Below are 25,951 nucleotides of genomic sequence, written 5' to 3'. Positions count from 1 at the left end.
ATGGATGTCCTTGCGCTTTTAAAGTAGTATATTGAATATATCTTTAAAAGCGAGCCCATCATGGCCATTACCCCGATCAGCGAACCTTCCCCACCTTCCACGACGGCAGGCGCCGCGCCCTGGCAGGCCGGCCACGCCGTCTGGCAACTGGGTTTTCGCCCGTTTTATCTGCTGGCGGCCGTGTTCGCGGCCCTCGGCATTCCCCTGTGGCTGGCCAGCTATGCGGGCTGGCTGACGGGCGGCTTGCAAGTAGGCCTGGGCTGGCATATGCATGAAATGGTGTTCGGCTTCGCGCTGGCCGTCGTCGTAGGCTTTTTGTACACGGCAGGGCGCAACTGGACGGGCTTGCCCACGCCGCACGGCGCGCAGCTGATGGCGCTGGTGGCGTTGTGGCTGGCGGGGCGCATCGCCATGCTGTGCGGCCCCGGCCTGCTGCCGGCGCTGGTGGACTGGATCTTTCTGCCGCTGGCCGCCTGGCCTCTGTACCAGGTGCTGCGCCGCTCGGGCAATACGCGCAACCTGTTCCTTGTCGGTTTGCTGGCCCTGCTGGCGCTGGCCAATGGCCTGTTCCACGCGGCCGTGCTGGGCTGGTTGCCGCTGTCGCTGTTCCTGCCCGTGCAGGCGGCCATCTTCATCATCGTGCTGATCGAATCGGTGATCGGCGCGCGCGTGATCCCCATGTTCACCCGCAATGGGGCACCTGGCAGCTCACCCGTGGCCAGCCCGAAGCGCGCGCTGGTCGCCGTGGCCTGCATGGCGGCTGCCGCGATCGCGTGGCTGGCTGGTGCGCCGGCCTGGCTGACGGCGCCGCTGGCCCTCGTGGCAAGCGGCGTGTCGCTGGCCAACCTGCTGGCCTGGCAGCCGCAGCGCACGCTGCGCGTGCCGCTGCTGTGGATATTGCACCTGTCGTATGCGTGGATCGGCATCGGCTTCGCGCTGCTGGCGGCCGCCAGCCTGGGCCTGCTGCCGGTCAGCGCCGCCTTGCACGCGCTGACCGTGGGCTCGATGGCGGGCCTGATCATCGGCATGATGACGCGCACCACGCTGGGCCACACGGGACGTGCGCTCAAGGGTGGCAGGGCGGAGGCGGCGATGTACTGGCTGATCCAAGTGGGCGCGCTGGCGCGCCTGCTGGCCGCCGTCGGTCCCGCTACGCTGGCCATGCCGCTGCTGCTGGCGGCTGGCGCCTGCTGGTCGCTGGCCTTTGGCCTGTATGCGTGCGTGTATGCGCCCTACCTGTGGCGCGCGAGGGTGGATGGCCGCGAAGGCTAGGCCAGGGTCAGGAAGGGCGCCAGCTTATCAGTTCCCTGATTTCCGGCGCCCAGTAGGACAGCGAATCGCCCACGACGAAGAGCAGCAGGGCCAGCATGATGGCCTTCAGCAGCAAATCCCTGCACCAGATCATAGTGTCCCCCCAGTTTTCATGTTGACAAGTTTACCATTGGCATGCACGGCCATGTTGAGTTTCTGGCATGGCAGCCTGGCTGGCCGGCGTCTGTGCCGTGAAGGCGGCGGCGGCCTCGATGGCGTGCGCCAGCGCCTGTTCCAGTGCATCGAGCGCGGCGGCCGCATCGTCGCCTGCGTGCAGCAGCTGTTCCGCATGCCGGGCCGCATGCAGGGTGGCGGGCAGGGCCAGGCTGCCGGCCACGCCGGCCAGCTGGTGCGCCAGCGCGGCCGCGTCGTCGCGTGCATCGGCCGCCAGCAGCGCGCGCATGGCGCCCACCGTGTTGCTGTAGGTGTCGCCAAAGCGCGACAGGTGCTGGCGGTAGGGCGCTTCATCGAGCCACTGCGCCAGACCTTGCGCCAGGTCGATCGCGGGCGCCGCGCCGTCCGGCGGCACGGGCATCACGCCTTCGGCCACGCCCGGCGGCAGGGCAGGCAAGCCTTGCGCATGGCGCCGGTGCACGCGCGCGACCAGGGCGATGGTCTGCGGCACGTCGAACGGCTTGCTGATGAAATGGTTGACGCCCGCTTCCAGTGCCGCCGTGCGCTGCGTCTGGAAGGCGCCGGCCGTCAGCGCCACCACGGGCAAATCCTGAAACTGCGGCAGCTGGCGCAGCGCGCGCGTCGCCTGCAAGCCATCCATGATGGGCATCTGCACGTCCATCAGCACGATGTCGACGTCGTCGGGGTGGGCCAGCAGCCAGTCCAGCGCCTGCTGGCCATCGCAGGCGAACGAGGGCAAGGCGCCCTGGTCGCACAGGATGTGCCTGACCACGTCGCGGTTGATCTCGCTGTCGTCGACCACCAGCACCCGCACGCCAGCCAGCTGGCGCTCTTCCAGCGGAACCAGACTGGCGTCCAGGCCGGCGGCCATGGCGCGCTGCTGGCGCGCCTCCATCGCCGCGTGGTACAGGCTCGTAGCGGTCACAGGTTCGTTGAGGATGGCATCGGCGGCATTGGCCGGGTCGGTACGGCGCCGCGCGGGTGACGTCGCCGGCACGCCGCTGGCGGCCAGGATGACGACGGGGCATTCCTGCGGCGGCAGGTATTCACGCAGCGCGCGCGCCGCGGCTTCCCCTTCCATGTCGGGCAAGCGCGCGGCCAGCAACACCACGCCGGGGCGCGCGTCGTCGGCGCAGGACAGCGCATAATCGAGCGCCGCCTGGCCGCCGGACACGGCATGCACGTTCCAGCCCAGGCCGCGCGTCACGGCAGCCACGGCCTCGCGCGTGCCGGCGTCGCCATCGGCCAGCAAGACGCGCAGATCCTGCATGCCCTGCATGCCGGGCGAGGACGGGGTGCCGGCGGGTATCAGCCGCACCGGCACCGTAAAACTGAAGGCGCTGCCCTGGCCCAGGGCGCTTTGCAGGTGCAGGGTGCCGCCCATCAGGCGCACCAGCTGGCGGCAGATGGTCAGGCCCAGGCCCGTGCCGCCGAAACGGCGCGTGGTGGACGTGTCGGCCTGGGCGAAGGCGGAAAAGATCGCCTCCTGCACTTCCGGGGCGATGCCGATGCCTGTGTCGCGCACGCAAAAACGCAGCACGGCGGCGTCGCCGTCGCGACTGTCCAGCGTCGTCAGCAGCTCGACCGTGCCCTGCGGCGTGAATTTGATGGCATTGCTGCCCAGGTTGACCAGCACTTGCTCCAGCCGCAGCGCGTCGCCGAGCACGTGGTCGATGCCGTCGGGCAGCGGTCCGATGCGCACCTCGACCGGTTTGTCGTGCGCGGCCACGCCCATGCTGGCGGCGATCTTCTCGATCACCTCGGCCAGGCGGAACGGCGCCTGTTCGATGGTCATGTGGCCCGCCTCGATTTTCGACACGTCCAGCACATCGTTGATGATGCCCAGCAGGGACTGGCCGGCGGCGCGGATCTTGCGCGTCATCAGCAGTCCTTCTTCGTCCTGGCTGCCCCTTTCCAGCAGCCAGGCCATGCCAAGGATGGCGTTCAGCGGCGAGCGGATTTCATGGCTCATGTTGGCGAGGAATTCCGCCTTGCTGCGGTTGGCCGCTTCGGCCCCGTCGCGCGCCAGCAGCATGGCCGCCTCGGCCTGCTTTTGCGCGGAAATATCCTGGGCAAAGATCAGGGTGGCCGGTCCATCCTTGAGCATCACGCGCGTGCTGGTCTTGAGGATGGGCACGGGCCGGCCCTGCTTGTCCACGCCGACGGCTTCAAACATCTGTTCACTGGCCGAATCGGCCTCGATCAGCGCTTCGTTGCTTGCCAGCGCCACTTGCGAGGCGGCCGTGAGCATGCTGCGCCAGGCCAGGCCGCTCAGGTCATCCTCGGGGGCATAGCCATGCAGGTGGCGGTAGCGGGGATTGGAATACACGAAGCGTCCATGGCGCAGGATGGCGATGGCCACGGGCGCATCTTCGATCAGGGTGCGAAAGCGCGTTTCGCTGTCGGACACGGCTTGCATGGCCTGGCGCTCCCTTTCCTGTTCCACCTGCCAGGCGGCTTGCTGCCGGCGCCGCCGCTGGCTCCAGAACAGCAGGCTGGCGCCGGCCAGCGCCAGCATGGCAAAGCCGAGGATGTAGCTCAGCGCCTGCCGCCGCAGCGGGGCGGCGATGGCCGCTTCTTCGCGGCTCAGGCCGATGATCAGGGCGCGGTCCATGCGCAGCGCGGCGGGCGCGATGGTCGCCATCGCCATGACGCGGGGGGAGGCGGCGCCGGCGCCGGCAATCTCGACGCCGCCCAGCACGCCCGCCTGAAAGCCGCTGTCGCGGAAGCGCCGCAGGAAGCTGCCGGGCAGGTCCACATTGTCGCCGTTCGCGCTTCTGGCCGGATAGTTGAGGAATTGCCGGCCGTCGCCATGCACGACGACGGCCCAGACATCGGCCGCATACATGGCGGTGCGGAACTTGGCCGTGAAGTATTCGGGGTCGAAGGTGGCCACCACGACGCCGGCAAAGCGGCCTTGCCGGTCCTGCACCATGCGCGCCGCCGTGATGACCAGGTCGCGCTTGAAGGACAGGAAAGGCGCCGAGATGTACAGCATGCGCGCATCGGGCGCATCGCGCGCCGTCTGGAAGTAGCCGCGGCGCGAAAAGTCCTGGCCGGCCAGTTCCGGGATGTTGGTGGCGACCGGCTTGCCATTGGCGTCGATGACCAGCATGGTGCGCACGCCCGGCATGGCGTCGACCAGCGCGGCCAGGCGCCGGGGCAGCGCTTGCCCGGCGTCGGGAGCGGCGCCGGCGCCAAGGTAGTCGCGGATCACGCCGTCAAGCACCAGGTTGGTCGCCGCCAAGTCGACTTCGATATTTTTTGCCAGCAGCGCCGTCAGCACGCTGAGCCGCTCGCGTTCGGCCGCGTCATGCCGCGAAACTTCAGACAGGTGGGCGTAGGCGAGGGCGGCGGCCATGATCAGCAGCCCGAGGAGAAAAAACAGCCATTCGATCAATCGTCTGCGCACTGCCGCCGCATCTGTGTGGAGGTTCATGTGGCGATGCTATACCCGATATGCACGAAGAACAACTTTTGCCACGACTATGCAGTTGATAGTGTGGTCAATTTGCCGCCCAGCGGCAGGTGCAGGCGGAAGACGGCGCCGCAGCCCGGCGCGGAGGTCACGCCGATGCGCCCGCCCATCAGGTTGACGAGCTGGCGCGCGATGGCCAGGCCCATGCCGGCGCCGCCATGGGCGCGGCTCGGCGAGTCGTCGGCCTGCGAGAATTTGTCGAAGATGTCGTCCTGCCGCGCCAGCGCGATGCCGATGCCCGTATCGCGCACCTCGATTTGCAGGTCGGCGCCGCTGTGCATGACGTGCACGTCGACCCGTCCCGCGGCCGTGTAGCGGATGGCGTTGTCGAGCAGGATATCGAGCACGCGCACCAGGCGGACGCGGTCGCAATCGATGCTGGGCGGCGTGGCGGGCGCGATTTGCGCGGCCAGCTGCAAGCCCTTGTGCGCTGCGCGCGGCCGGTGCGGCGCCAGCGCCAGTTCCAGCAGCTGGTCCAGGGACGCGGCGCCCGGCGCCAGCCGCACCTGGTCGTGCTCGAGCGCGCTCAATTCCATCGCCGCCTCGACCATGGACAGCAACTGGCGGCCGCAGTCGTGTATCGTTTGCGCGTAGGCGGCTTGCTCCGGCTCGCGCAACTGTTCCTGCAGCAGCTCGGAGAAACCGAGGATGCCGTTGAGGGGCGTGCGCAATTCATGCGACATGTTCGACAGGAAGCGCGACTTGGCCTCGCTGGCGGCGATGGCCCTGGCGCGGCTGTCGACCAGGCGGCCGATCAGCAGCACCAGCGCGGCCCACGACAGCACGATCAGCACGCTCGTGATGGCCGCCATCAGCAAAGCCTGGTCGCGGCGCGAAACGTAGTCGGCCAGTACGGTGTCGCGGTCCAGGCCGACCAGCACGTAGAGCGGGTAGCCGGCCAGTTTTTCGAACGCATACAGGCGCAGCGTGCCATCGACGGGACTGCGCTCCGTGAAACTGCCGCGCGCGCCGCCACGCATCAGGGCAAATACCTTGCTGTCGCCGACATCCTGGCCGATGGTGTTGACGGCGCCGACCCGGCGCGCGCGCACCACGCCGTCGCTGCCGACGAGCGCGATGGAGCTGTTCTCGCCCAGGTCGACTTCATCGTACAGGCGCGTAAAGTAATACGGGTCCATCGAGACCACCACGACGCCCTTGAAGCGGCCGTCGGCATGGTTGATGCGGCGCGTCATCTGGAGCGACCATTTTTTCGACACGCGGCCCAGCACCGGCTTGCTGATATACAGTTCGCCGCTGTCGCGCTGCATGTGTACCCGGATGTGCTTGCGGTCGGCCAGATTGGTCGGCTGGAAGGGGCGGCTCGACAGCACCGTGTCGCCGTGTTCGTCGATGATGCTGAACAGGTTGTACAAGGGACCTGGATTGAGGCCTTGCCGCAGGTCCGCCACGATGTCGAGGCGGTTGCCCAGCGCTTGGTAGCGGCTGCGCAGGTAGGTGGCCGCCTGGTCCGCCGCCTCGATCGTGCGGATTGCGTGCTCGTCGAAGACGCGCGCCATGCTGCGCGCATCGCGCCCGGCGCCGGCGATGGCGGCGACATAGGCGTGCCGCAGTTGCAGCACGGTGATGTTCCACAGCCCCGCCAGCAGGATGGCCATGAAGAGCGACAGCAGGGTGCGCGCATCCCAGCGCTCCCAGGCCACGGCCTTGCCATCTGTGTGCTGCCGCATGCCGCCTCCGCAGGATAAAGCGTTACGCGTGGATGTCCGGCGTCACCGGCGCGCGTCAATATGAATCAATTATAGCGAATATAATTGATTTTATCGAATAAAATGATTTTTATGTGGGAAGTGTTGTATCGGACGCCGGCCTGGGCGGCTGGCGTGTCAGCCAGTGCTCGACCATGTCGCGCAGCTGGGCGGCCGTGAAGGGTTTGGACAGGTAATCGTCCATGCCGGCGGCCGCGCAGCGCTGCCGGTCATCCCCGGTGACGCCGGCCGTGAGGGCGATGACGGGCAGGCGCGTCGCGCCGCTGGCCGCTTCGCGCGCGCGCAGGGCCAGGCACGCCTGGTAGCCGTCCATGACGGGCATCATGCAATCCATCAGCACCAAGTCGTATGGCTGCGTGGCCAGCGCCTGCAGGCCCAGCGCGCCGTTCTCCGCCGTGTCGATGCTGTAGCCGCGGCCACTCAGCTGCAGGCACACGAGCTGGCGGTTCAGCGCCGTGTCCTCGACCAGCAGGATGCGCGCGCCCGGTTCCGGGGCGGGTGCGGGTACGGAAGCCGCTTCTTCGTCCGGTTGCGGCGCCATGGCCGCGCCGCGCTCCTGGCCCCCGTTCATGCTTGTACACCCGTGTAGTCAAGCATGCTGCGGCGTACCTCCCGCTCCACTTCTCCGATCAGCGCCGCCGTTTCGGCCAGCCAGCCCGGTGCCGCCACGCCCTGGTGGCGCACCAGCTGCTCGAGTTGCGCCAGGCGCGCCACCAGGGCGCTGGCGCCCAGCAGGGCCACGGTGCCGCGCAAGGTATGGCAGCTGTGCACGATGGCTTGCGCCGCGCCGCCGCGCACGGCCTGCTCGACGCGCGCAAGCATGGCCGGCGACGTATCGAGGTAGGTCTGCGACAGGGCGCGGAACATCTCCAGGTCGTGGCCGGTGGCGTGGAACAGCACGGCAGGATCGATGTGGCGATAGGCTGGCATGGCGGCTCCGTGACGAAGGGGGAGGCGGTGGCGACCTATGCGGCCAGGCTGTTGCGCCGGGCATGGCCGGCGCAACAGGCGCGCAGATAGCCGCGCAACTCGTCGTAATTGACGGGCTTGGCAAAGAACACCACGCCGGGCGGCACGCCGCCCCGTTCTTCCAGTTCCTCCGGCGTCAGGCTCGACAGCATGGCGATGTGCATCTCCGCCAGCAGCGGGTCGGCCAGGATGGTGCGGATCACCTCGTAGCCGTCGATGCCTTCCATGATGATGTCGGCCAGCAGGATGTCGGGCTGGTCGCGGGCGATTTCCATCAGCGCCTGGTAGCCGTTTTCGCAAAAGCGCAAGCTTGCCTGCAAGCCCCATGAACCGATCTGCTTTTCATACAGCGCGCGCTCGATCGGATTGTCTTCGATGACCAGGATCGAGGGCGGGCGGCCTGATGGGGCAGGGCGGCTGGCGCGTGCCGCGCGCTGGTCCTGGCCCGGCTGGCCGGGATTGCCTTTGTACGCTTCGACGGCCGCAAGGGGAATGCGCCGGTGGCCGCCCTTGGTCTTCCAGGCTTCGATGACGCCTGCCTCGACCAGTTGCTGCACCGAAGTGACCGAGATGCCGAGGATTTCGGCAGCCTTTTGGGTAGTGCAAACGTCTGCAGTGTGCATGATGGGCTTTATGGTCGCGGATGTAGTTGAAGGGAATGATACGCAATCGCGCATAAAAAATCAATTTCAACGAATTAGATGAATTCACTAAAAACTTTGCATGTGGCGAGCCGGGGTCTGGCGCGTGCTCATGGCCGGCTGCCGACGCCGCTGCGGTCGTCAGCCAGCGCCGCGCCCGTTTGCAGGGCCGTGACGGCTTGCGACAGCGCATCGAGCGCCATCAGCAATTCCGCATGCAGTCGGCGCAGTGCGCCGATATCGTTGGCAAAGCCCGCATGCACGGCCTGGCGCGCCAGCGCCTGCAAGGGGAGCAGGCCCATGGACTGGCTGCCGTCGAGAATTTCCTGCGCCAGCACTCTTGCCGGGGCGGTCCGCTCGCAGCGCAGCGCGTGGGCGATGCCGGCGAGGCGGTCGCGCGTCTCGGCCACGAACAGGGCCAGAATCTCGCCCTGCAGGCGCCGGTCGTAGCCGAACATGGCGTCCAGGCGGGGTGCGTCGAACGGCGGCGTGTCCGGTGCCCTGGGGGCTGGCGGCGGTGCGCTGTCAGCCGCCTTCGCCTGCGGGGAGGCCTTGCGCATTTGCAGCAGCGCATGCAGATCGGACGGCGTGCCGCTGGCGACCGGCGCGCGGCCGGCCTGGCGCCAGCGCTTGCGGCGCCACAGCAGGGCGGCCAGCAGCAACAGCAAGCCTGCCAGCGCCAGCGCCGGGCGCATCAGCGACAGGTCTTCGCAGCGCAGGAAGGGGTGGATCGAGAGAAAGGCGTTCATGGCAGTGCTCCAGTACGGGCTATGCTAGTGATCCTGCGTGACGGCGGACCTAAAATACTTCCCAGTCGCCCGCATCGGCGGCGGCCGGGGCCGTGTTTTTGGCCTGGCCTGCGGGGCGCGTGGCGACCAGCCTGAGCGTGGCCTTGTGTTGTGCGGGCCGCCGGGCTGAAGGCGCCTGGGGCGCTGTGCCGGCTTGCCCCTGCGCCAGCTTGAAGGTGGCCACCACGCCGGCCAGGCTGGCCGCCTGCTCCTGCAGCGATTGCGATGCCGCCGCCGCTTGCTCGACCAGGGCCGCATTCTGCTGCGTGACTTCATCCATCTGCGTGATGGCGCGGTTGATTTCCTCGATACCCGTGCTTTGCTCCACGCTGGCGGCCGAGATTTCGCTGACGATGTCGGTCACGCTGCGTACCGTGTCAACCACTTCCGTCATGCTCGCGCCGGCCTGCCGGACCAGCTTGCCGCCTTGCCGCACCTGTTGCACGGAGTCGCTGATGAGCACCTTGATTTCCTTCGCGGCCGCCGCGGAACGGTGCGCCAGGTTGCGCACTTCGGTGGCCACGACGGCAAAGCCGCGTCCTTGTTCCCCGGCGCGCGCCGCCTCCACGGCCGCATTCAGTGCCAGGATATTGGTCTGGAAGGCGATGCCGTCGATGACGCCGATGATGTCGGCGATCTTGTTGGATGAGCTGTCGATCGCTTCCATCGTGCGTATCACGTCGCCCATCACCTGGCCGCCTCGCTGCGCCTTGTCCGAGGCGCTGACGGCCATTTGCTGGGCCTGGCGGGCGTTGTCCGCATTCTGCCGCACGGTGGCCGTCAGTTCTTCCATGGCCGAGGCGGTTTCTTCCAGCGAACCGGCTTGCTGCTCCGTGCGCGCCGACAGGTCCAGGTTGCCTGCCGCGATCTCGCTTGACGCCGTGCCGATGGTGTCCGTGCCGGAGCGCACTTCGGCCACGATGCGCACCAGGCTCCCGCTCATGTCCGCCAGGGCCGTCATCAGCTGGCCCACCTCGTCGTTCGAGGCGGCGCGGACCTGCACGCTGAGGTCGCCGCCGGCGATGGTGCGGGCCACGCCGATGGCGCCGTCCAGCGAGGCGGCGATGCGCCGCGCCAGCAGCAGGCCCATGCCGGCCACCAGGACCGTCACGGCCAGGGCCAGGCCGATGGCAATCCAGCGCGCGCTGGCAGCGGCGGCGGCCCCGTCGGCCGCACCCCTGGCGGCCAGGGTTTCGTTGTAGCGGTGGTGGGCGGCAAGGGCGTCGACCAGTTCCTTGATGATGGGCTGGCTTGCCATCAGCAAGTCGCGTGCCGCGCCGGGTTCGCCCGCCTGCGACAGGGCCAGCACCTTGTCGCGCAGCGTGTCGTAGCGCAGCAGCACGGCACGCTCGGCGGCCAGCAGCGCGCGGTCCTGTTCATCGGTGATGTCTTCTTTTTCATACTGGTCGAGCGCCTTGCCGACCGCCGCGCGTGCTTCCGTGATGCCTGCTTCCAGCTTGTCGCGCCCGGCGGCATCCTTGCTGGCCATGTGCTGCCAGACGGCCGTGCGCATCTGCGCGAACGGCACGAACGCCTGGTTCAAGGTCAGCAGGCTGGGAACGGTGTTGACGGTGGCATAGCTGGCCGCCGTGTACACGCGGTCCATCTGGTAGATGCCAAAGCCCGCCAGGGCGGCCAGTCCAAAGACGACGGAAAGGATCAATGCGTACAGGCGTTTAGCGATGGTCATGATGGGCGCCGCTCCAGGGAAAGTGAAAAATCACGGAAATGCTTGGTCTGTCTGTTTTTTTATTTTACGATATAAATTTGTTTTATTCGAGAAATTTGTTGTTTATTTATTTTAATCGATGTTTTTCATCAAAATCGCATGCTTGTGACGGGCTGGACCGTCAGGCCGTGTATAAAAAGCCACACGGCAGGCAACCGATGCTCTGGCGTGTGGCACGCTTTGCCGATTAGTGAAAAAATGGAATTTCCTTGATCGCCATCAAATACGGTGCGCAGGCGCGTGCCGCCGACTGACTCTTGTAAAGGAGCATCATGACTGCCTCTGCCCGGCCTGGACCCTTGCTTGTCATCACCGCAGTCATCTTCATCTTGCTGGGCCTGGCGCTTGCCGGCGGCGGCGCCTGGCTCGTCAGCCTGGGCGGTTCCTGGTATTACATCGTGGCCGGTATCGGCATGCTCATCGCGGGCGCGCTCGTGTGGAAGGGGCGGCGCAGCGCCCAGCTGTTTCTCGCGCTGCTGCTGTTCGCCACCCTGATCTGGTCCGTGATCGAAGTGAAGTTCGACTGGTGGCAATTGCTGCCGCGCCTCGATATCTGGTTCGCCGCCGCCGTCTGGCTGCTGCTGCCGTTCGTCGACCGCCGCCTCGATCCGCCCTTGACGGCCGGGGCGAAACCGCGCGACGCGGGCAAGAGCGCGCTGACGGCCGCCGTGCTGGTTACCGCCGCCGTGGGCGTGTTCTCCCTGTTCCAGGACTATTACACCCTGCATGGCGAAGTGCCGGCCGAAAACATGGCCGCCGCGCCGCAAGGCGATTTCGCGCCCGGCGTGGCGCCCAACGACTGGGCCGCGTATGGCCGCTCCGGCTATGGCGACCGCTACGCGCCGGCCGCGCAGATCACGCCGACCAACGCGGCGCAGCTGAAACAGGCGTGGGTCTATAACACGGGCGACTTCAAGGGGCCGAACGATCCGGGCGAGATTGCCAACGAAGTCACGCCGCTGAAAGTAAACGGCATGCTGTACCTGTGCACGCCGCATAACATCGTCATCGCGCTCGATCCGGACACGGGCAAGGAAATCTGGCGCCATGATCCGAAGATCAACCGCGATGCATCGAGCTACCAGCACATGATCTGCCGCGGCGTCGCCTACTGGGACGTCAACGCGGGCCGCGCCAAGGGCGACCCGGCACCCGAGGCGGCCGGCATGGAGTGCCCGCGCCGCATCCTCGCGCCCACCATGGATGCCACCCTGATCGCCGTCAACGCCGATACGGGCGTAGCCTGCAAAAGTTTTGGCGAAAACGGGGTCATCGGCCTGTACCACGGCATGGGCATGAAGAAGCGGGGCTTTTTGATGCCGACGTCGCCGCCGGCGGTGGCGCAAAACGTGGTGGTGATGGCCGCCAGCGTGACCGATAACTTTTCCACGGAAGAACCTTCCGGCGTGATCCGTGGCTACGATCCCGTCACGGGCAAGCTGATGTGGAACTGGGACGCCTCGAATCCCGACGACACGGCGCCGATTGCCGACGGCAAGACGTACACGAACAACTCGCCCAATTCCTGGGGCGTGTCCAGCGTCGATGAAAAGCTGGGCATGGTGTACATTCCGATGGGCAATGAAACACCGGACACGTGGGGCGGCAACCGCAATCCCCATGGCGAGAAATACAATAGCGCCATCGTCGCGCTGGATCTGGCGACGGGCAAGGTACGCTGGGTGTACCAGACCGTGCACCACGATATCTGGGACATGGATATCGGCGGCCAGCCCACTCTGGTCGACATCGACACGCCGAAAGGCAAAGTGCCGTCCGTCGTGGCCACGACGAAACGCGGCGACATCTATGTGATCGACCGCCGCGATGGCAGCCTGGTCGTGCCGGCGCCGGAAAAACCCGTGCCGACGAACAACCCGGCTCCCGGCGACCGCCTGTCGCCCACGCAGCCGTTTTCGGCCCTCACTTTCTTGCCCGAGAAAAAAATCAGCGAAACGGATATGTGGGGCACGACGCCGTTCGATCAGCTGGCCTGCCGCATCATCTTCCGCCAGCACCGCTACGAAGGGCCGTTCACGCCGCAAACGGTGGCCGAAGGCAAGATCAAGGGCGCCATCATCTCGCCTGGCCCGCTCGGTATCTTCGAGTGGGGCGGGGCGGCTGTCGATCCCGTGCGTCAATTGTTGCTGGTGAACCCCGACTACATGGGCTTCCTGGAACGCCTGGTGCCGCGCGCGCAAGCCAATGCGAAGGGCGGCACGGGCTCGGAAATGGGATTGCAGCCGCAGACGGGTGTGCCGTTTGCCGTGGAAATCAAGCCTTTTCTTTCTCCGCTGGGCTTCCCATGCCAGGCGCCGCCGTGGGGCTATATCGCCGCCGTCGACTTGCGCACCATGAAAAAAGTGTGGATGCACAAGAACGGCACCACGCGTGACAGCGCCCCCGTGCCCATCGCCTTGCCGCTGGGCGTGCCCAGCCTGGGCGGCATCAGCACCACGGGCGGCGGCGTGGCATTTCTGAGCAGCACGCTCGACTACTACATCCGCGGCTACGACGTGCGCAACGGCAAGACCGTGTGGAAAGCCCGCCTGCCAGCCGGCGGCCAGGCCACGCCGATGAGTTACGTGTCCGACAAGACGGGCAAGCAATATGTCGTCGTCATGGCCGGCGGCCATGGGTCGCTGGGGACGAAGATGGGCGATAGCCTGGTAGCGTTTGCCTTGCCGGATGAGGCGGTGGAGAAGAAAAAGTAAAGGGCTTAATGTGCATGCTGCGGGATGCTTGGAGCCCACAGGCAAAGAGCTGGGGTCAGACCCCCACGGGTCTGACCCCAGATTTTATTGCGCCGCCAATCCCAGTTTCAGTCCCACCAGCTTGCCCGGTGCGGCATCGGTTTTTTCCGGCGCACCGGCGCTGACCCTGGCCGCAGGCGTGCCGTCCTGCTGCAGGGCGGCCAGGATGGCCGCGCTGCGCTGGGTGCCCAGCTTGCTCAAGGCGTCGGCAGGCAGGGGCTGCTTGGCTTCCAGCTGCTCGCGCAAGCCGTTGTAGAAGGCGCCCGTGTCGGCCACTTGCGGCTCTCCCTCGATCAGCTTGCCCAAGCGTTGCAGGACGGGGATTTTTGCCACCGGAGCGGAGGCCGCCGTTGGCGCAGGCGCCGCCGACTCCGCCGCCTTTTTCTGCTTGTCCAGCTCGGCCTTGCCGAAGCGCTCGCCGTACAGGTCGCGCAGGGCGCCACGTATCTTGCGTTCGCCCAGGTTCAACGGTCCCGGTTCTTCGCCCGCTTCCAGCTTGATGCCGGCCTTGGCGGCGACGGCGCGGCGCACGGCCTGGGCGCGCAGGGCGGCCGCATCCGTGTCGCTGTACTGGCCTGGCACGGCCAGCTTCAGCTGTTCGCGCTTGGCGAGGATTTGCGCCACCTGCTTGAGCTTTTCCCGCTCGGGCGGCAGCAATACGGCGCTGCCCGCATCGAAGTCGATGGATTCGAGCTTGTCGGCGCTGATGCCGAGCAAGTTGCCCAGCGCGCGGAACGGCGCCGTGACGATTTTCGTCAGCACATTGCCCACGGCTTTCCAGATCAGCGCGCCATAGCTGAATTGCGGGTCATTCATGTCGCCCGACACGGGCAAGCCCAGGTCGATGCGTCCGTCCGAGTCCTTGAGGATGGCCAGCGCCAGTTCCAGCGGCAGCTTCAGGGCGTCCGGGCTGTCGATGCGCTCGCCCAGGGTCAGCTTGTCGAGCACGATCTGGTTGGTGCCGTCGAGCTGGCGGTTGCGCACCTTGTATTGCAAGTCCAGCGAAATCTTGCCTTCGGCCACCTTGTAGCCGGCGAACTTCATCGTGTACGGCGAGGCGGAGACCATGTCGACGTTCTTGAAGACCACGTTCAAGTCCGTGTTGTCGGTCGGGGCGAAGGGATTGAGCTGGCCGCGCACGCGGGCCAGGCCGAACTCGTCGATGCGGCCATCGAGTTCGATCTGGCTGCGCGCATCGCGCTTGGTCGACAGACCCGTGACGACGCCGTTGAGCTCATAGATCTTGGCGGCGAACTGGGGCCGCAAGCTGAGGTCGGCAAAGTCCAGCTTGGCGTTTTGCAGGCGCACGCGGCGCACGCGCACGGGGAAGGCGGCGTCGGCCGCCGGCGTGGCAGCGACGACGGGAGCCGGCGCAGGTGCAGTGGCCGTGGCAGGCTCGGGCGCCTTGACCAGCAGGCGCTGGGCGTTCAGGCTGCGGTCGTTTTCGATGATCAGCTGGGCGTTCGGTTCCACCACGCGCAGTTCGGGGATGTCGACAAAGTCGGGACCCACGCTGGCCGTCAGCTTGTCGGCGCGCACGCTTTTCCACGAGGCGAAGCGTTTGCCATCCGTTTCATTGAGCACGAGGCCGGCGATATCCACGCCGCCCTCATAGCGCACTTTCGGCGCTTTCGGCGCGCCGCCGCCCGTCGTCAGGCGGCCGCTGCCGGAAAGCGAGCCGCCCGCCAGTTTCAGTTTGATGTGCTGCGCCAGCAACGGTTGCACAGGGGCCAGGGTCAGCTGTTTCAAATTCAGCTGCGCATCGACGGCGCTCGTGCCTGGCACGAACTTGCCGTTGGCCGTGAGCAAGCCGCCTTCGCGCAGGCCCACGCCCAGCTCGAACGGCAGCGCCTGTTTCATATCATTGCTGACGTTGTGTAGGGACAAACGGGCATCCTGCAGCGTGCCCTTGATGCCAGTGCCCGCATCATCGAAACGGGCGCCGAACTTGCTCAGTTCTACCTTGTCTATCTTGGTGGACCAGGGCGCGGATGGCGCATCCTTGGCAGTGTCGGCTTTGCCGGAGGCAAACACGGGCAGCTTTTGCGCAATTGCAAATTCGCCCTGGCGGTTGCGCGCCAGGTCGATCTGCGCGCCGCTGGCCGTCACGGCGGCCAGGTGCACGGTATGCGCGGTCAGGTCGATCTTGCCTTCCGTAAAACCCAACTGCGCCAGCTTGAACGGCGTTTGCGCGCCCCGTTGCATGGCCAGATCGGCCAAGGCAAAGCTGGCGTTGTCGACCAGCACGCTGTTTCCTGCTTGCCCTTGCTGCAAGCCCAGCTGCAGCTGCAGTTGCAACTGCTTCGCGCTCAATTGCAGGGCCGGCGAGACGGTTTCATCGATGGCGGACACATCCACATTGGCCAGCGCCAGCTGTTTCAAGTCCACTTTCCATTGACCTGGCTTGGCTGGTGCGGCGGGTGCGGCGATGGCCGATGCGGCTGGTGCGGGATTACCCGGCAGCATCAGGTTCGCCACGTCGATCTCGCCCTTGCTGTCGCGCCGCACGGCCACCTTGCCGCCGACCAGATTGACTTTATCCACGGTGACCTTCTGGCGCGCCAGGTCGACGTTCACGCCGGCAATGCCCAAAGTAGCCAGCGACGTAAATGGCGCGCTCTTGCCACTTTGCACCAGCGCCAGGTCGCGCAAGGCCAGGCCCGCGCCTTTGACGGTCGCTTCCAGCTTGCCGTCGGCATACGAAAAGGCATAGGGCAGGCGCGCCGACAACTTGCCGCTGGTCACTAGCGCGCGCGTGTACGTTTTCAAATAGGCCGCCAGGCCGGGCAGGGAAGCGTCGTTCAGTATCAGTTCGCCTTCGCCACGGATCGGGCTGAGCGAGGCCGTGCCGCGCCAGTGCAGCTTGCCGCCGCGCGCCGCATCGGCGCTGAGGCTATAGCTGCCGTTGGCGTCGGGCAGGGTGGAAATATTGTCGAGCGTAAAGTTGATGGGCGTGAAGTTGTCCGCATAGCCCGCCTTCTCGTCGTGCCAGTCCACTTTGCCTTGTTCCAGCGCGAAGTGGGCGATGACGAGGCGCGGCATGCCGCCTTCGCTTTTTTCCGGATGCTTGCGTTGCCAGGTGGCCAGCACTTCGGCCAGGTTGAACTTGCCGTCCGGCGTGATCGTCAGCTGGGCTTGCGGGGCCGTGATACGGATTTCCGCCAGGCTCCAGGCGCGGCGCACGATGGATTTCCATTCCAGCTGCACGGCCAGGGCGCCGATGGACAGCAGCGGCGCATTGTTTGCGCTAGCCGCTTCCTTGAACGCGATCTGGTCCGCTTCCAGGCGCAAGGTAAACGGGTTGAAGCGCACGTCGCCTATGCTGGCCTGGCGCGTGAGTTCTTTCTCGGCAAATTTAGGCAGCTGGTTTTTGATGACGTAGGGCACCAGCCAGAAGCCGGCCGCGCTGTAGGCGGCCAGGGCGCAGCCTGTGCCGACGGCCCAGCGCTGCCAGCGTTTCCAGCGAAATGTTTTCGTCTGCACGCTTTTGTTGTCGATTGTGTTCACGAACTTACCTTTTGATCTTGTTAGATGGCACGTCTTGCGCGCCGTGACTGTCAGTATGCCTCTTTGCGGCCTCGTCTGCAAAATCCAAACGTGTTTAAGTGATAACAGGCGCCTAAGGGAGCTAGTTTCTTCTATAAAACTCACACAAACTCACTCTTACTTGATAATGATTCTCATTATCGGTATCATGTCCGCTAACCGTAAGTTCTCATCCGCACTATTTTCTCATTGAAAGCCTGATGTCATGCCTGTCGTCACTCCTCGTACCCGCTTACTTCCAGTCGCCGCAGCCCTGTCGCTGGCCTTCGCTTCCCACGCCGTGCTGGCGGCCAATGCAGCCGGCGGCCAGGACGAGCCGACGGCTGGCGATGAGAAAGTCATGCAAGCCGTGCAAGTGACGGGCGCCCGCGCGCAAGGACTGGTGCCGCTGACCACGGAGGCGGGAAGTTTCCGTGGCGCCAGCATCATGGACGTGCCGTCGACCGTCAACGTGATCACGCGCGAATTGCTGGAGCAGCAAGCCGTGTCCGGCCTGTACGACGCCGTGCGTAACACGGCCGGCGTGACGCGCCAGCAAAACGGGGGAGAGACGTGGGATCAGCTGGTGATACGCGGCATCGCCGTGGAAAACCGCACGAATTACCGCCTCAACGGTTCCCTGCCCATCATGAACTTCTCGCAAGTACCCATGGAAAACAAGGAGCGGGTGGAAGTGCTGAAGGGCGCCTCGGCCCTGTACTACGGTTTTACGTCGCCAGCCGGCGTCGTCAATTTCGTTACCAAGCGGGCCGGCAGCCAGCCCGTCACGAGCATGGGCTTGAGCCTCGATGACCGTGGCAGTGCCGTGGCGAACGTCGACGTGGCGCGCCGCTTTGGCGCGCAACAGGAATTCGGCGTGCGCGTGAATGCGGCCGGCGGCACCCTCGGTTCCTACCTCGACCATGTCGGCAACGGCAACCGCCGCTTCATTTCGACGGCGCTCGACTGGAGAGTAACGAACAAATTGCTGCTCAAGGCCGACCTGGAATACGAGCGCCGCAGAGTGACGGAGCAGGCGGGCGTGGCCTTGCCCACGGCCGTCAAAGGCGTGATCCGCTTGCCGCGCGCCGTCGATCCACGCCAGTTGATCGGCCCCGACTGGTCGAATTTCGAAGCACAAACGAAAAACGCGCAATTGCGCGCCGACTACGCCATCGCCGATGGCTGGGCCTTGACGGTGGAGGCGGGCCACTCGGAAACGGCGCGCGACCGCCGCCTGGCCATCTTCCGCCTGAACAACGCTGCCGCGCTGGCCACGGGCGCGGGCCGCATCACGGGCAATATCCAGCACAGCGTGACGGCGTCGGACTTGCTGCGCGCGGAACTGGCCGGCAATTTCCACACGGGCTACATCGCCCACGAACTGACCCTGGGCGCGTCGCGCACGGACAAGTCGCAAGATCCGATTTTCCAGAGCAATTACACGATCGCCTCGCAAAACCTGTACAACCCCGTCCCCGTGACGAATGTCGTGTTCGGTCCCAAGCCGACGGCGCCCACGACGGCCGCCTTGGATACGCGCGACACTGGACTGTACGCGCTCGACCGCATGGTTTTCAGCCAGCAATGGCAAAGCGTCATCGGCGTGCGCCGCAGCAGCTATCAAAGCGACCAGGGCGCCAGCCACTACGACGTCAGCAAGACGACGCCGATGGCCTCGTTGATCTACAAGGCCACGCCCGAGCTGTCGTTCTATGCGTCCACGGCGCGGGGGCTGGAAGAGGGCGAAACGGGCCCGACGGGCACCGTCAACCAGGGCGTCAAGATGGCGCCTGGCGTGAGTAAACAAAAGGAGCTGGGCGCGCGCTGGCTGACGCCAAGCGGCACCTTGCTCTCCGCCGCCTTGTTCGACATCACGCGCCCCGGCTACTATACGAATGCCAGCAATGTGTTCACGTCGGACGGTGAACAACGCTACCGCGGCCTGGAACTGTCGACCCAGGGCAAGCTGACGCGCCAGCTGTCGTGGCAGACGTCGGCCCAGTTCCTCGACCCTCGCTTTGCGCACATCAACGCCGACTACAACGGCAAGGCGCCGGAAAACGCGTCGAAACGCACGGCCAGCGCCTTTCTCGCCTACGCGTTCGACGCCGTGCCGGGCCTGTCCGTCAACGGCGGCGCGTATTACTACAGCGCCCGTCCCGTCAACGACCTGAACCAGGCCTTCTTAGGTGGCGTGAGCCTGTTCAGCGCCGGCGCCCGCTATGCGAGCCGCGTGCTGGACAAGGCCGTCGTGTGGCAGCTGAACGTGGAAAATGCGGCCGACAAGCGCTACTGGGCCGGCGCCGGCACGCGTTTGGCGTCCGGTGCGCCGCGCGCAATCAAGCTGAGCATGAAGGTGGATTTGTAAGCAAGGTTTGACTTGCGCCCTGTGCGCAGGGGCCTTGCGCTGATACAATGTTGCCATGTTCATCAGCAAAGGCAAGGCCAGCATCGTCCTGTGGATCGCGTGTATCGCCATCTTCCTGGCCACGCTCGCCCCTACGGTGTCGCGCGCGCTGACGGTCGCCAGCGGCCTGGCCGTGCCCAGCCTGGAAATCTGCTCGGTGGCAGGCGGCATGAATATGCTGCCCGCAACATTGTCCACGGATGCGCCCGATACCTCCAAGGGCAGCCTGCGCATGGGTGATTGCCCGTGCTGCAGCATGCATGCGGCAGCCCTGGATATTCCCCCAAAGACTCTCGTGCTCGCTTCCGGAGAAATCCTCACGGGCTTGCTGCCCGAGCTGTTCTACCAATCCGCCACGCCCTTGTTCGCCTGGACACCCGTCCAGCCCCGCGGCCCGCCCGCCGCTTTCTGATTTTTTCATTTCCCGTGTGAATGGCTTTTTTGCCGCGCCGATTGTGCGCGCGCCGCCGTTCGCCTTGTCTACTCAGAATCTGAAAGCAGCACCATGAAACATTTACCAATATTGATTTCCCTCGCCATCGCCATGCCCGCCGTGGCGCAAACGCGCACTGAACAGGTACTGCCTGAAATGAAAGTCATCGTCACGGCCATCGGCGACGGCTACCGTCCCGCCGCCGACACGGCTCTGATGCTCAGCAGCACGCCTGGCTACAGCGTGGCGGCCGGTGGCGGCGTATCCGGCTTGCCTGTCGTGAATGGCTTTGCCGATGACCGCATCAAGATCCGCATCGACGGCATGGAACTGACGTCGGCCTGCGCCAATCACATGAATGCGCCGTTGTCGTACATCGATCCGCAGCAGGTGCAGCGCATCAAGTTGATCGCGGGCGTGACACCCGTCAGCGCGGGTGGCGACAGCATCGCCGGCACTATCGAGGTGCAATCGAACGCCCCCGTGTTCGCCCAGCCCGGTGCGGGCCTGTTGACGCAAGGCAGCTTTGCCGTGTCGGGCCGCAGCGTCAACAACAGCGTGGCGACCAGCGTGAACGCCTCGGCCGCCAGCGACGTGCTCAGCATCGGCTACAGCGGCGCTTACATGCGCGGCCACAGCTATGAAGATGGTCACGGCAATAAAGTGCTGGCCAGCATGTATGAAAGCATCAACCAGTCCATCGTGCTGGCGGCCAAGCGCGATGGCCAGCAGCTGACCCTGCGCGCCGGCGTGCAGCACATTCCGTACCAGGGCTTCCCCAACCAGTACATGGACATGACGGACAACCATGGCCAGTTCGCCAATCTCGCCTACAAAGGTGAATTCGGCTGGGGCGTGCTCGACGCGCGCGCCTACTGGCAGCAGACGGACCATGAAATGGGCTTTTTCTCGCCCGAGCGCAAGGGTTCGATGCCGATGATCACGCACGGGCGCAATACGGGTTATGCGCTGATGGCCAGCCTGCCCATGAGCGCGGGCGAATTGCGCCTGGGCCAGGAGTGGCATGGCTTCCGCCTCGACGATTACTGGCCGGCCGTGCCCGGTTCCATGATGATGGGGCCGCGCACCTATCTGAACATCAACGATGGCAAGCGCGACCGCACCGTGCTGTTTGGCGAGCTGGAAACGCGCCATGATGCGCGCTGGACGAGCGTGCTGGGCTTGCGCGGCGAATCCGTGCGCATGGATGCGGGCGACGTGCAATCGTACGGTACCAATATGATGAACATGCCGGACCTGATGGCCGCCAAGGCCTTCAATGCGCGCAGCCGCAGCCAGCGCGACACGAATATCGATGCTTCGGCGCAAGCTACCTTCACGCCCGATCTTGCCAGCAGCTATGAATTCGCGCTGGCGCGCAAAGTGCGCTCGCCCAACCTGTACGAGCGCTATTCCTGGGGCCGCGGCTCGATGGCGATGACCATGACCAACTGGTTTGGCGATGGCAACGGCTATGTGGGCAATATCGACCTGAAACCCGAGACGGCTTATACGGCGGCTTTCACGGCCGACTGGCATGGCGGCGGCGAGGAGGGCTGGTTCCTGCGCGTCAATCCCTACTACAGCAAGGTCGACAATTACATCGACGTCGACGTGCTGGCGTCATTCCACCCGTACATGAAAATGGGCGCCAACGGCAACTTGCTGCGCTTTGCCAACCACGACGCCAAGTTGTATGGCGCCAATCTGGCGTGGCAGTTGCCGCTGGCCAGCAGCGCGCGCTGGGGCCGCTTCATGGCGACGGGCAATGCCGCTTACACGCGGGGCAAGCGCAGGGATGGCGGCGACCTGTACCGCATGATGCCGTTCAACGCCTTGCTGGCCGTCGAGCACAAGCTGGGCGCCTGGAGCAGCCGCATCGAAACGAAGATCGTGGTCCGCAAGGACAAGGTCGATGCGCGCCGCTTCGAGCCGGAGACGGGCGGCTATGCGCTCGTCAACCTGCGCAGCAGCGTGGCATTGAACAAGATGGCCAGCCTGAGCGCCGGTGTCAGCAACCTGTTCAACCGCGCGTATGCGGACCCGCTCGGTGGCGTGTACCTGTCGGGTTTGAAGGCGAACGGCGGCGTGCTGCAAGCCTTGCCGGCCGAGGGCAGGTCGATTGATGTGGGGCTGCAACTGACGTTCTAACGGCAATGGCGCTTTCCAGCTGCCGCTGCGGCAGGTGGAGGGCGCCTGCCGAATTCACCGCATGGGCGAAAGCCAGGTGATCGTGACAATGTGCGTATGTTTCTTCTTGGTAATTTGTTATGCTGCATGGCGTCCTGTTGCCGGCATGTGCCGTCCAGGTGCGATAGCGAGGCCTGTGCGGGTAGGAAGTTGGCTCCGTGCCGTGTAAACCATAAGGAGATAAGTATTTTTCCCCGCAAACTGCTTGGCGAAGATGCCGCCGCCATCGTGCTGTCCCTGACTGTTGTCGCGTATGTGGTATCGCTGTTCTTGACGGCAATCGTGGACTCCCACGAAGTCTTGCTGGGTGGGGGCGTGTTATTGCTCGGCTGGTTAGGGCCGTTGGCTGGCAGTTTTGCCTGGTTTGCCAATCCGCTGCTTATTTTTGCCATGTACTTCTCGAAAGACAAGCCCAGTGCCGCCAAGCTGGCCGCCTTTTTTGGTTTTGCGCTGGCACTGACAGCCTTTGGTATCAAGACAATTCCCAGTGATAGTGGTTCCTATGCCGTGCTGGGATTCGGCGCCGGATGCTATCTTTGGCTGGCCTGTTTTCCAGCCGTGTTCATCGCATCGTTCTTGAGCAGCAGAAAATCCAGGGCTCTTGCTCCTGGCGACTAGCCTGTTTTTTTTCTGTTGCAGCATCACAGATGATCTGTGGTCATCCATCGCCTGAGCAAGCATCGTTTGCCAGCGCTGCCAGGATGCGGTCTAATCATGGCTTGTTCCTTCACGAGCTTGCCATGCTGCCCACTTCCGCCATCGCCGCGCTGCGCGAAAAATTTCCCCTGATTACAGAACTGATGGCCTTGCAGCCCTTGAGCTGGTTCAATCCCGCCATCGCGCCCGCGGCCGAGGCCTTGAACGACGTGGGCTTGACGGCGGCTGACGTGGCCGACGCCAGCGCGCGCCTGGCGCGCTTCGCGGCCTATCTGGCCAGGGCGTTTCCGGAAACGCAGGCCAGCGGCGGCATCATCGAGTCGCCCGTCGTGCCGCTGCCGGCCATGCAGGCGGCGCTAGGCTTGGCATCCAGCATGACGAGCGGTCAGCTGTGGCTCAAGCAGGATAGCCATTTGCCCATTTCCGGTTCCATCAAGGCGCGCGGCGGCATTTATGAAGTGCTGAAACATGCGGAAATGCTGGCGCTGGACGCCGGCTTGCTGAAGGAGGGCGATGATTACAGCTTGCTGGCCGGCGATGCCGTGCGCGCCTTCTTTGGCCAGTATGCGATCGCCGTCGGCTCCACTGGCAATCTGGGCTTGTCGATCGGCATCATGAGCGCGCGCCTGGGCTTTCGCGCCACGGTGCACATGTCGGCCGACGCGCGCCAGTGGAAGAAAGATAAATTGCGCAGCCACGGCGTCACCGTCGTCGAATACGCGACCGACTACAGCGTGGCCGTGGAAGCGGGACGCAAACAGGCGGAAAACGATCCGACCTGCCACTTCGTCGACGATGAAAACTCGCACGATCTGTTCCTCGGCTATGCGGTGGCTGGCCAGCGGCTGAAAGCACAATTTGCGGCGGCTGGCGTCGCGGTCGATGCGCAGCACCCGCTGTTCGTCTACCTGCCGTGCGGCGTGGGCGGCGGCCCCGGCGGCGTTGCCTTCGGCTTGAAGCTGGCCTTTGGCGACGATGTTCACTGTGTGTTCGTCGAGCCGACCCACTCGCCGTGCATGCTGCTGGGCGTGCACACGGGCTTGCACGATGGCATCAGCGTGCAGGAAATCGGCATCGACAACCTGACGGCTGCCGATGGCCTGGCCGTGGGACGCCCGTCCGGCTTCGTCGGACGCGCCATGCAGCGGTTGATCGACGGCTACGCCACCGTCACGGATGAAGAACTGTACCGCTTGCTGGCGCTGCTTGAGCAAACGGAGCAGCTGCGCCTGGAACCGTCCGCCGTGGCCGGTTTCGCCGGCATCCAGCACGTGCTGGCCGCGCCGCAATATCAACTGAATCTGGCCCAGGCCACGCATCTGGTGTGGGGCACGGGCGGCAGCATGGTGCCGCAGGCGGAAATGGACGCCTACGTGGCGCGTGGCCGCGCGCTGCTGGCGGCCGGAGCCGCCTGATGCCGGCCGGCGCGGCGCTCACGACAACGCTGACGGCCAGCCAGTTCGCCAACCTGCACACCTTTCTCGTGGCGGCGCGCCATGCCAGCTTTGCGCTGGCGGCGCAGGAACTGGCGCTCACGCCCAGCGCCGTCAGCCATCGCATCGCGCGGCTGGAAAGCAGCCTGGGCTTGCGGCTGTTCCAGCGCCTGACACGGCAAGTCAAGCTGACGGCCGACGGCGAACGCATCTTTGCCGCCCTGCAAAGTGGCTGGGACAGCCTGCACGCGGCCCTGGCCGGCGGCGACACGCTCACGGGCAGCCTCACCGTGCATGCGCGCCCGTCCATCGCCCAATGCTGGCTGGTGCCGCGCCTGGCAGGTTTTACGGCGCAGTATCCGGACCTGTCGATGGACTTGCGCGTGGGCAATGATAGCGTGGACTTTCGCGCCGGCCAGGTCGACCTGGCCTTGCACTATGGCGACGGCCATTTCCCCGGCCTGGCCTCGCACAAGCTGATGGAGGAATGGCTGGCGCCCGTCTGCAGTCCCGACTATGCGCGCCACCACGGCTTGCTGGATGCGCCACACAACTTGCGCGATGCGACGGTGTTGCACGACACCCTGGCCTGGCCCGCCTGCGCGCCCGATGCCGAGTGGCGGCTGTGGCTGGACGCGCAGGCGCCCGAGGTGAGCTTGCCCGCGCGCAGCCTGCGCTTTGACCGCGCCGACCTGTGCGCGCAGGCGGCCATCCACCACGCGGGCGTGGCCATGGGCCGGCGCCAGCTGGTGCAGCCTTGGTTGGATAGCGGCCAGCTGATCCTGCCGTTTGGCGATTTTTCCTTGGCCAGTCCGCAGGCGTATTACCTCGTGCACAGCGGGCGCGCGGCGCTGCCTGCAAGAGTGCAGGCCTTGTTCGACTGGCTTCTGGGGCAGGCAATTTGATACACTGCGCGCCTTGTTCAAGAACGCGCACGAAGGAAGCACCATGCACGCATCATCTCCACTGACCCCCATGCCGCCGCAGGAATTGCGCACCTATGCGCTCGCCTGCCTGCTGGAACCGGATCCGGCAACGAAGGTGGCGATGGTGGCGGCCATGGCCGAAGCGCCGCTTGCGCTCGATGCGCAGGCGCCGCTGGCGCCGACCGGCCCCGTGCCGGGCCGTCCCGAGCGTCCGGAGCTGGTGCCGCCGCGCCTCGTGGGGCGGCGTTCGATGATCACGCCGGAAGGGCGCGCCATGCTGGTCCACGCGCTGGCGCACATCGAGTTCAATGCCATGAATCTGGCGCTCGACGCCCTGTGGCGCTTCCCGGACTTGCCCTTTGATTACTATACGGACTGGCTGCGCGTGGCGAAGGAAGAAGCCACGCACTTCGCCATGCTGCAGGCGCACCTGCAGGTACTGGGCCACATGTATGGCGACTTCCCCGGCCACGACAGCCTGTGGGAAATGGTCGACAAGACGCGCGGCGACGTGCTGGCGCGCATGGCGCTGGTGCCGCGCACCCTGGAAGCGCGGGGTCTGGACGCGATTCCACCGCTGCGCGCCAAGCTGGCGCAGGCGGGCGACATGGCCGCCGCCGCCATCCTCGACATCATCCTGCGCGATGAAGTGGGGCATGTGGAGATCGGCAACCGCTGGTACGGCTATCTGTGCGATCAAAGGGGCCTGGAGCTGCGCGCTACCTATGCCGAGCTGGCGCTGCGTTACGAAGCGCCCACCCTGCGCGGCCCGTTCAACCTGGAAGCGCGGCGCCGGGCGGGCTTTTCGGAGCTGGAACTGTCCGATCTGCCCGCCTGACCCTG

Annotated in this window: 18 protein-coding genes; 9 read left to right on the top strand and 9 right to left on the bottom strand. The window is 65.5% G+C overall.

Annotation, left to right across the window (positions count from 1 at the left end):
* The first annotated feature begins 60 nt into the window (after nucleotides 1–60).
* Nucleotides 61–1,272, top strand: a complete 1,212-nt coding sequence (locus ACPJXG_RS15265) for an NnrS family protein (protein ID WP_425251566.1) — start codon at nucleotides 61–63, stop codon at nucleotides 1,270–1,272.
* 7 nt (nucleotides 1,273–1,279) lie between these two features.
* On the opposite strand, the gene ACPJXG_RS15260 is transcribed toward ACPJXG_RS15265, so the two are convergent.
* From ACPJXG_RS15260 to ACPJXG_RS15225, 8 genes are all read right to left on the bottom strand, one after another.
* Nucleotides 1,280–1,405, bottom strand: a complete 126-nt coding sequence (locus tag ACPJXG_RS15260; RefSeq protein WP_278315704.1) for a hypothetical protein — start codon at nucleotides 1,403–1,405, stop codon at nucleotides 1,280–1,282.
* Between the two features lie 30 nt (nucleotides 1,406–1,435).
* The gene (locus ACPJXG_RS15255; protein ID WP_425251565.1) at nucleotides 1,436–4,885 is read right to left on the bottom strand and encodes a response regulator; all 3,450 of its coding nucleotides are present in this window, start codon (nucleotides 4,883–4,885) and stop codon (nucleotides 1,436–1,438) included.
* Nucleotides 4,886–4,932: 47 nt separating this feature from the next.
* Nucleotides 4,933–6,615 carry a sensor histidine kinase gene (locus ACPJXG_RS15250; RefSeq protein ID WP_425251564.1) on the bottom strand — a complete coding sequence of 561 codons (1,683 nt, stop codon included), beginning with the start codon at nucleotides 6,613–6,615 and terminating at the stop codon, nucleotides 4,933–4,935.
* Nucleotides 6,616–6,724: 109 nt separating this feature from the next.
* Complete coding sequence (locus ACPJXG_RS15245; RefSeq protein WP_425251563.1) at nucleotides 6,725–7,225, bottom strand: response regulator; 501 nt, start codon at nucleotides 7,223–7,225, stop codon at nucleotides 6,725–6,727.
* The gene (locus ACPJXG_RS15240; RefSeq protein WP_425251562.1) at nucleotides 7,222–7,584 is read right to left on the bottom strand and encodes an Hpt domain-containing protein; all 363 of its coding nucleotides are present in this window, start codon (nucleotides 7,582–7,584) and stop codon (nucleotides 7,222–7,224) included. Before ACPJXG_RS15240 ends, ACPJXG_RS15245 begins: the two co-directional genes overlap by 4 nt.
* A 35-nt stretch (nucleotides 7,585–7,619) precedes the next feature.
* Entirely contained in the window at nucleotides 7,620–8,246 is a 627-nt protein-coding gene (locus ACPJXG_RS15235) for a response regulator (RefSeq protein ID WP_035818414.1), read from the bottom strand.
* A gap of 128 nt (nucleotides 8,247–8,374) precedes the next feature.
* Entirely contained in the window at nucleotides 8,375–9,013 is a 639-nt protein-coding gene (locus ACPJXG_RS15230) for a hypothetical protein (RefSeq protein WP_425251561.1), read from the bottom strand.
* A gap of 49 nt (nucleotides 9,014–9,062) precedes the next feature.
* Nucleotides 9,063–10,742, bottom strand: coding sequence for a methyl-accepting chemotaxis protein (locus ACPJXG_RS15225; RefSeq protein WP_425251560.1), 1,680 nt, complete (start codon nucleotides 10,740–10,742; stop codon nucleotides 9,063–9,065).
* Nucleotides 10,743–11,053: 311 nt separating this feature from the next.
* Between ACPJXG_RS15225 and ACPJXG_RS15220 the strand changes: the two genes are divergently transcribed.
* Nucleotides 11,054–13,495 carry a membrane-bound PQQ-dependent dehydrogenase, glucose/quinate/shikimate family gene (locus ACPJXG_RS15220; protein ID WP_425251559.1) on the top strand — a complete coding sequence of 814 codons (2,442 nt, stop codon included), beginning with the start codon at nucleotides 11,054–11,056 and terminating at the stop codon, nucleotides 13,493–13,495.
* A gap of 84 nt (nucleotides 13,496–13,579) precedes the next feature.
* Here ACPJXG_RS15220 and ACPJXG_RS15215 read toward each other — a convergent pair whose 3' ends face one another.
* A complete protein-coding gene (locus tag ACPJXG_RS15215; RefSeq protein ID WP_425251558.1) occupies nucleotides 13,580–17,041 on the bottom strand; it encodes a DUF748 domain-containing protein in 3,462 nt (1,153 codons plus the stop codon).
* Between the two features lie 244 nt (nucleotides 17,042–17,285).
* Here ACPJXG_RS15215 and ACPJXG_RS15210 point away from each other — a divergent pair, with 244 nt between their 5' ends.
* From ACPJXG_RS15210 to ACPJXG_RS15180, 7 genes are all read left to right on the top strand, one after another.
* The gene (locus tag ACPJXG_RS15210; protein ID WP_425251557.1) at nucleotides 17,286–19,430 is read left to right on the top strand and encodes a TonB-dependent siderophore receptor; all 2,145 of its coding nucleotides are present in this window, start codon (nucleotides 17,286–17,288) and stop codon (nucleotides 19,428–19,430) included.
* Between the two features lie 55 nt (nucleotides 19,431–19,485).
* On the top strand, nucleotides 19,486–19,881 hold the full coding sequence (locus tag ACPJXG_RS15205; protein ID WP_425251556.1) for a DUF2946 domain-containing protein: 396 nt from the start codon (nucleotides 19,486–19,488) through the stop codon (nucleotides 19,879–19,881).
* A 93-nt stretch (nucleotides 19,882–19,974) separates the two neighbouring features.
* On the top strand, nucleotides 19,975–22,053 hold the full coding sequence (locus ACPJXG_RS15200) for a TonB-dependent receptor (protein WP_425251555.1): 2,079 nt from the start codon (nucleotides 19,975–19,977) through the stop codon (nucleotides 22,051–22,053).
* A 267-nt stretch (nucleotides 22,054–22,320) separates the two neighbouring features.
* On the top strand, nucleotides 22,321–22,710 hold the full coding sequence (locus ACPJXG_RS15195; RefSeq protein ID WP_425251554.1) for a hypothetical protein: 390 nt from the start codon (nucleotides 22,321–22,323) through the stop codon (nucleotides 22,708–22,710).
* A gap of 122 nt (nucleotides 22,711–22,832) precedes the next feature.
* Nucleotides 22,833–24,164 carry a D-serine ammonia-lyase gene (locus tag ACPJXG_RS15190; protein WP_425251553.1) on the top strand — a complete coding sequence of 444 codons (1,332 nt, stop codon included), beginning with the start codon at nucleotides 22,833–22,835 and terminating at the stop codon, nucleotides 24,162–24,164.
* Nucleotides 24,164–25,087: a DNA-binding transcriptional regulator DsdC gene (gene dsdC, locus ACPJXG_RS15185; RefSeq protein WP_425251552.1), complete on the top strand. Its 924-nt coding sequence runs from the start codon at nucleotides 24,164–24,166 to the stop codon at nucleotides 25,085–25,087. The genes ACPJXG_RS15190 and dsdC overlap by 1 nt, the downstream gene beginning before the upstream one ends.
* A 43-nt stretch (nucleotides 25,088–25,130) precedes the next feature.
* Nucleotides 25,131–25,946 carry a ferritin-like domain-containing protein gene (locus ACPJXG_RS15180; protein ID WP_425251551.1) on the top strand — a complete coding sequence of 272 codons (816 nt, stop codon included), beginning with the start codon at nucleotides 25,131–25,133 and terminating at the stop codon, nucleotides 25,944–25,946.
* The last annotated feature ends 5 nt before the right edge of the window (nucleotides 25,947–25,951 follow it).

The organism is Janthinobacterium sp. NFX145, assembly GCF_049810325.1.
GTDB classification, from domain to species: domain Bacteria; phylum Pseudomonadota; class Gammaproteobacteria; order Burkholderiales; family Burkholderiaceae_D; genus Janthinobacterium; species Janthinobacterium rivuli.
The sequence above is the reverse complement of the archived record's forward strand: the minus strand, read 5'-3'. Positions and strand labels throughout refer to the sequence as shown.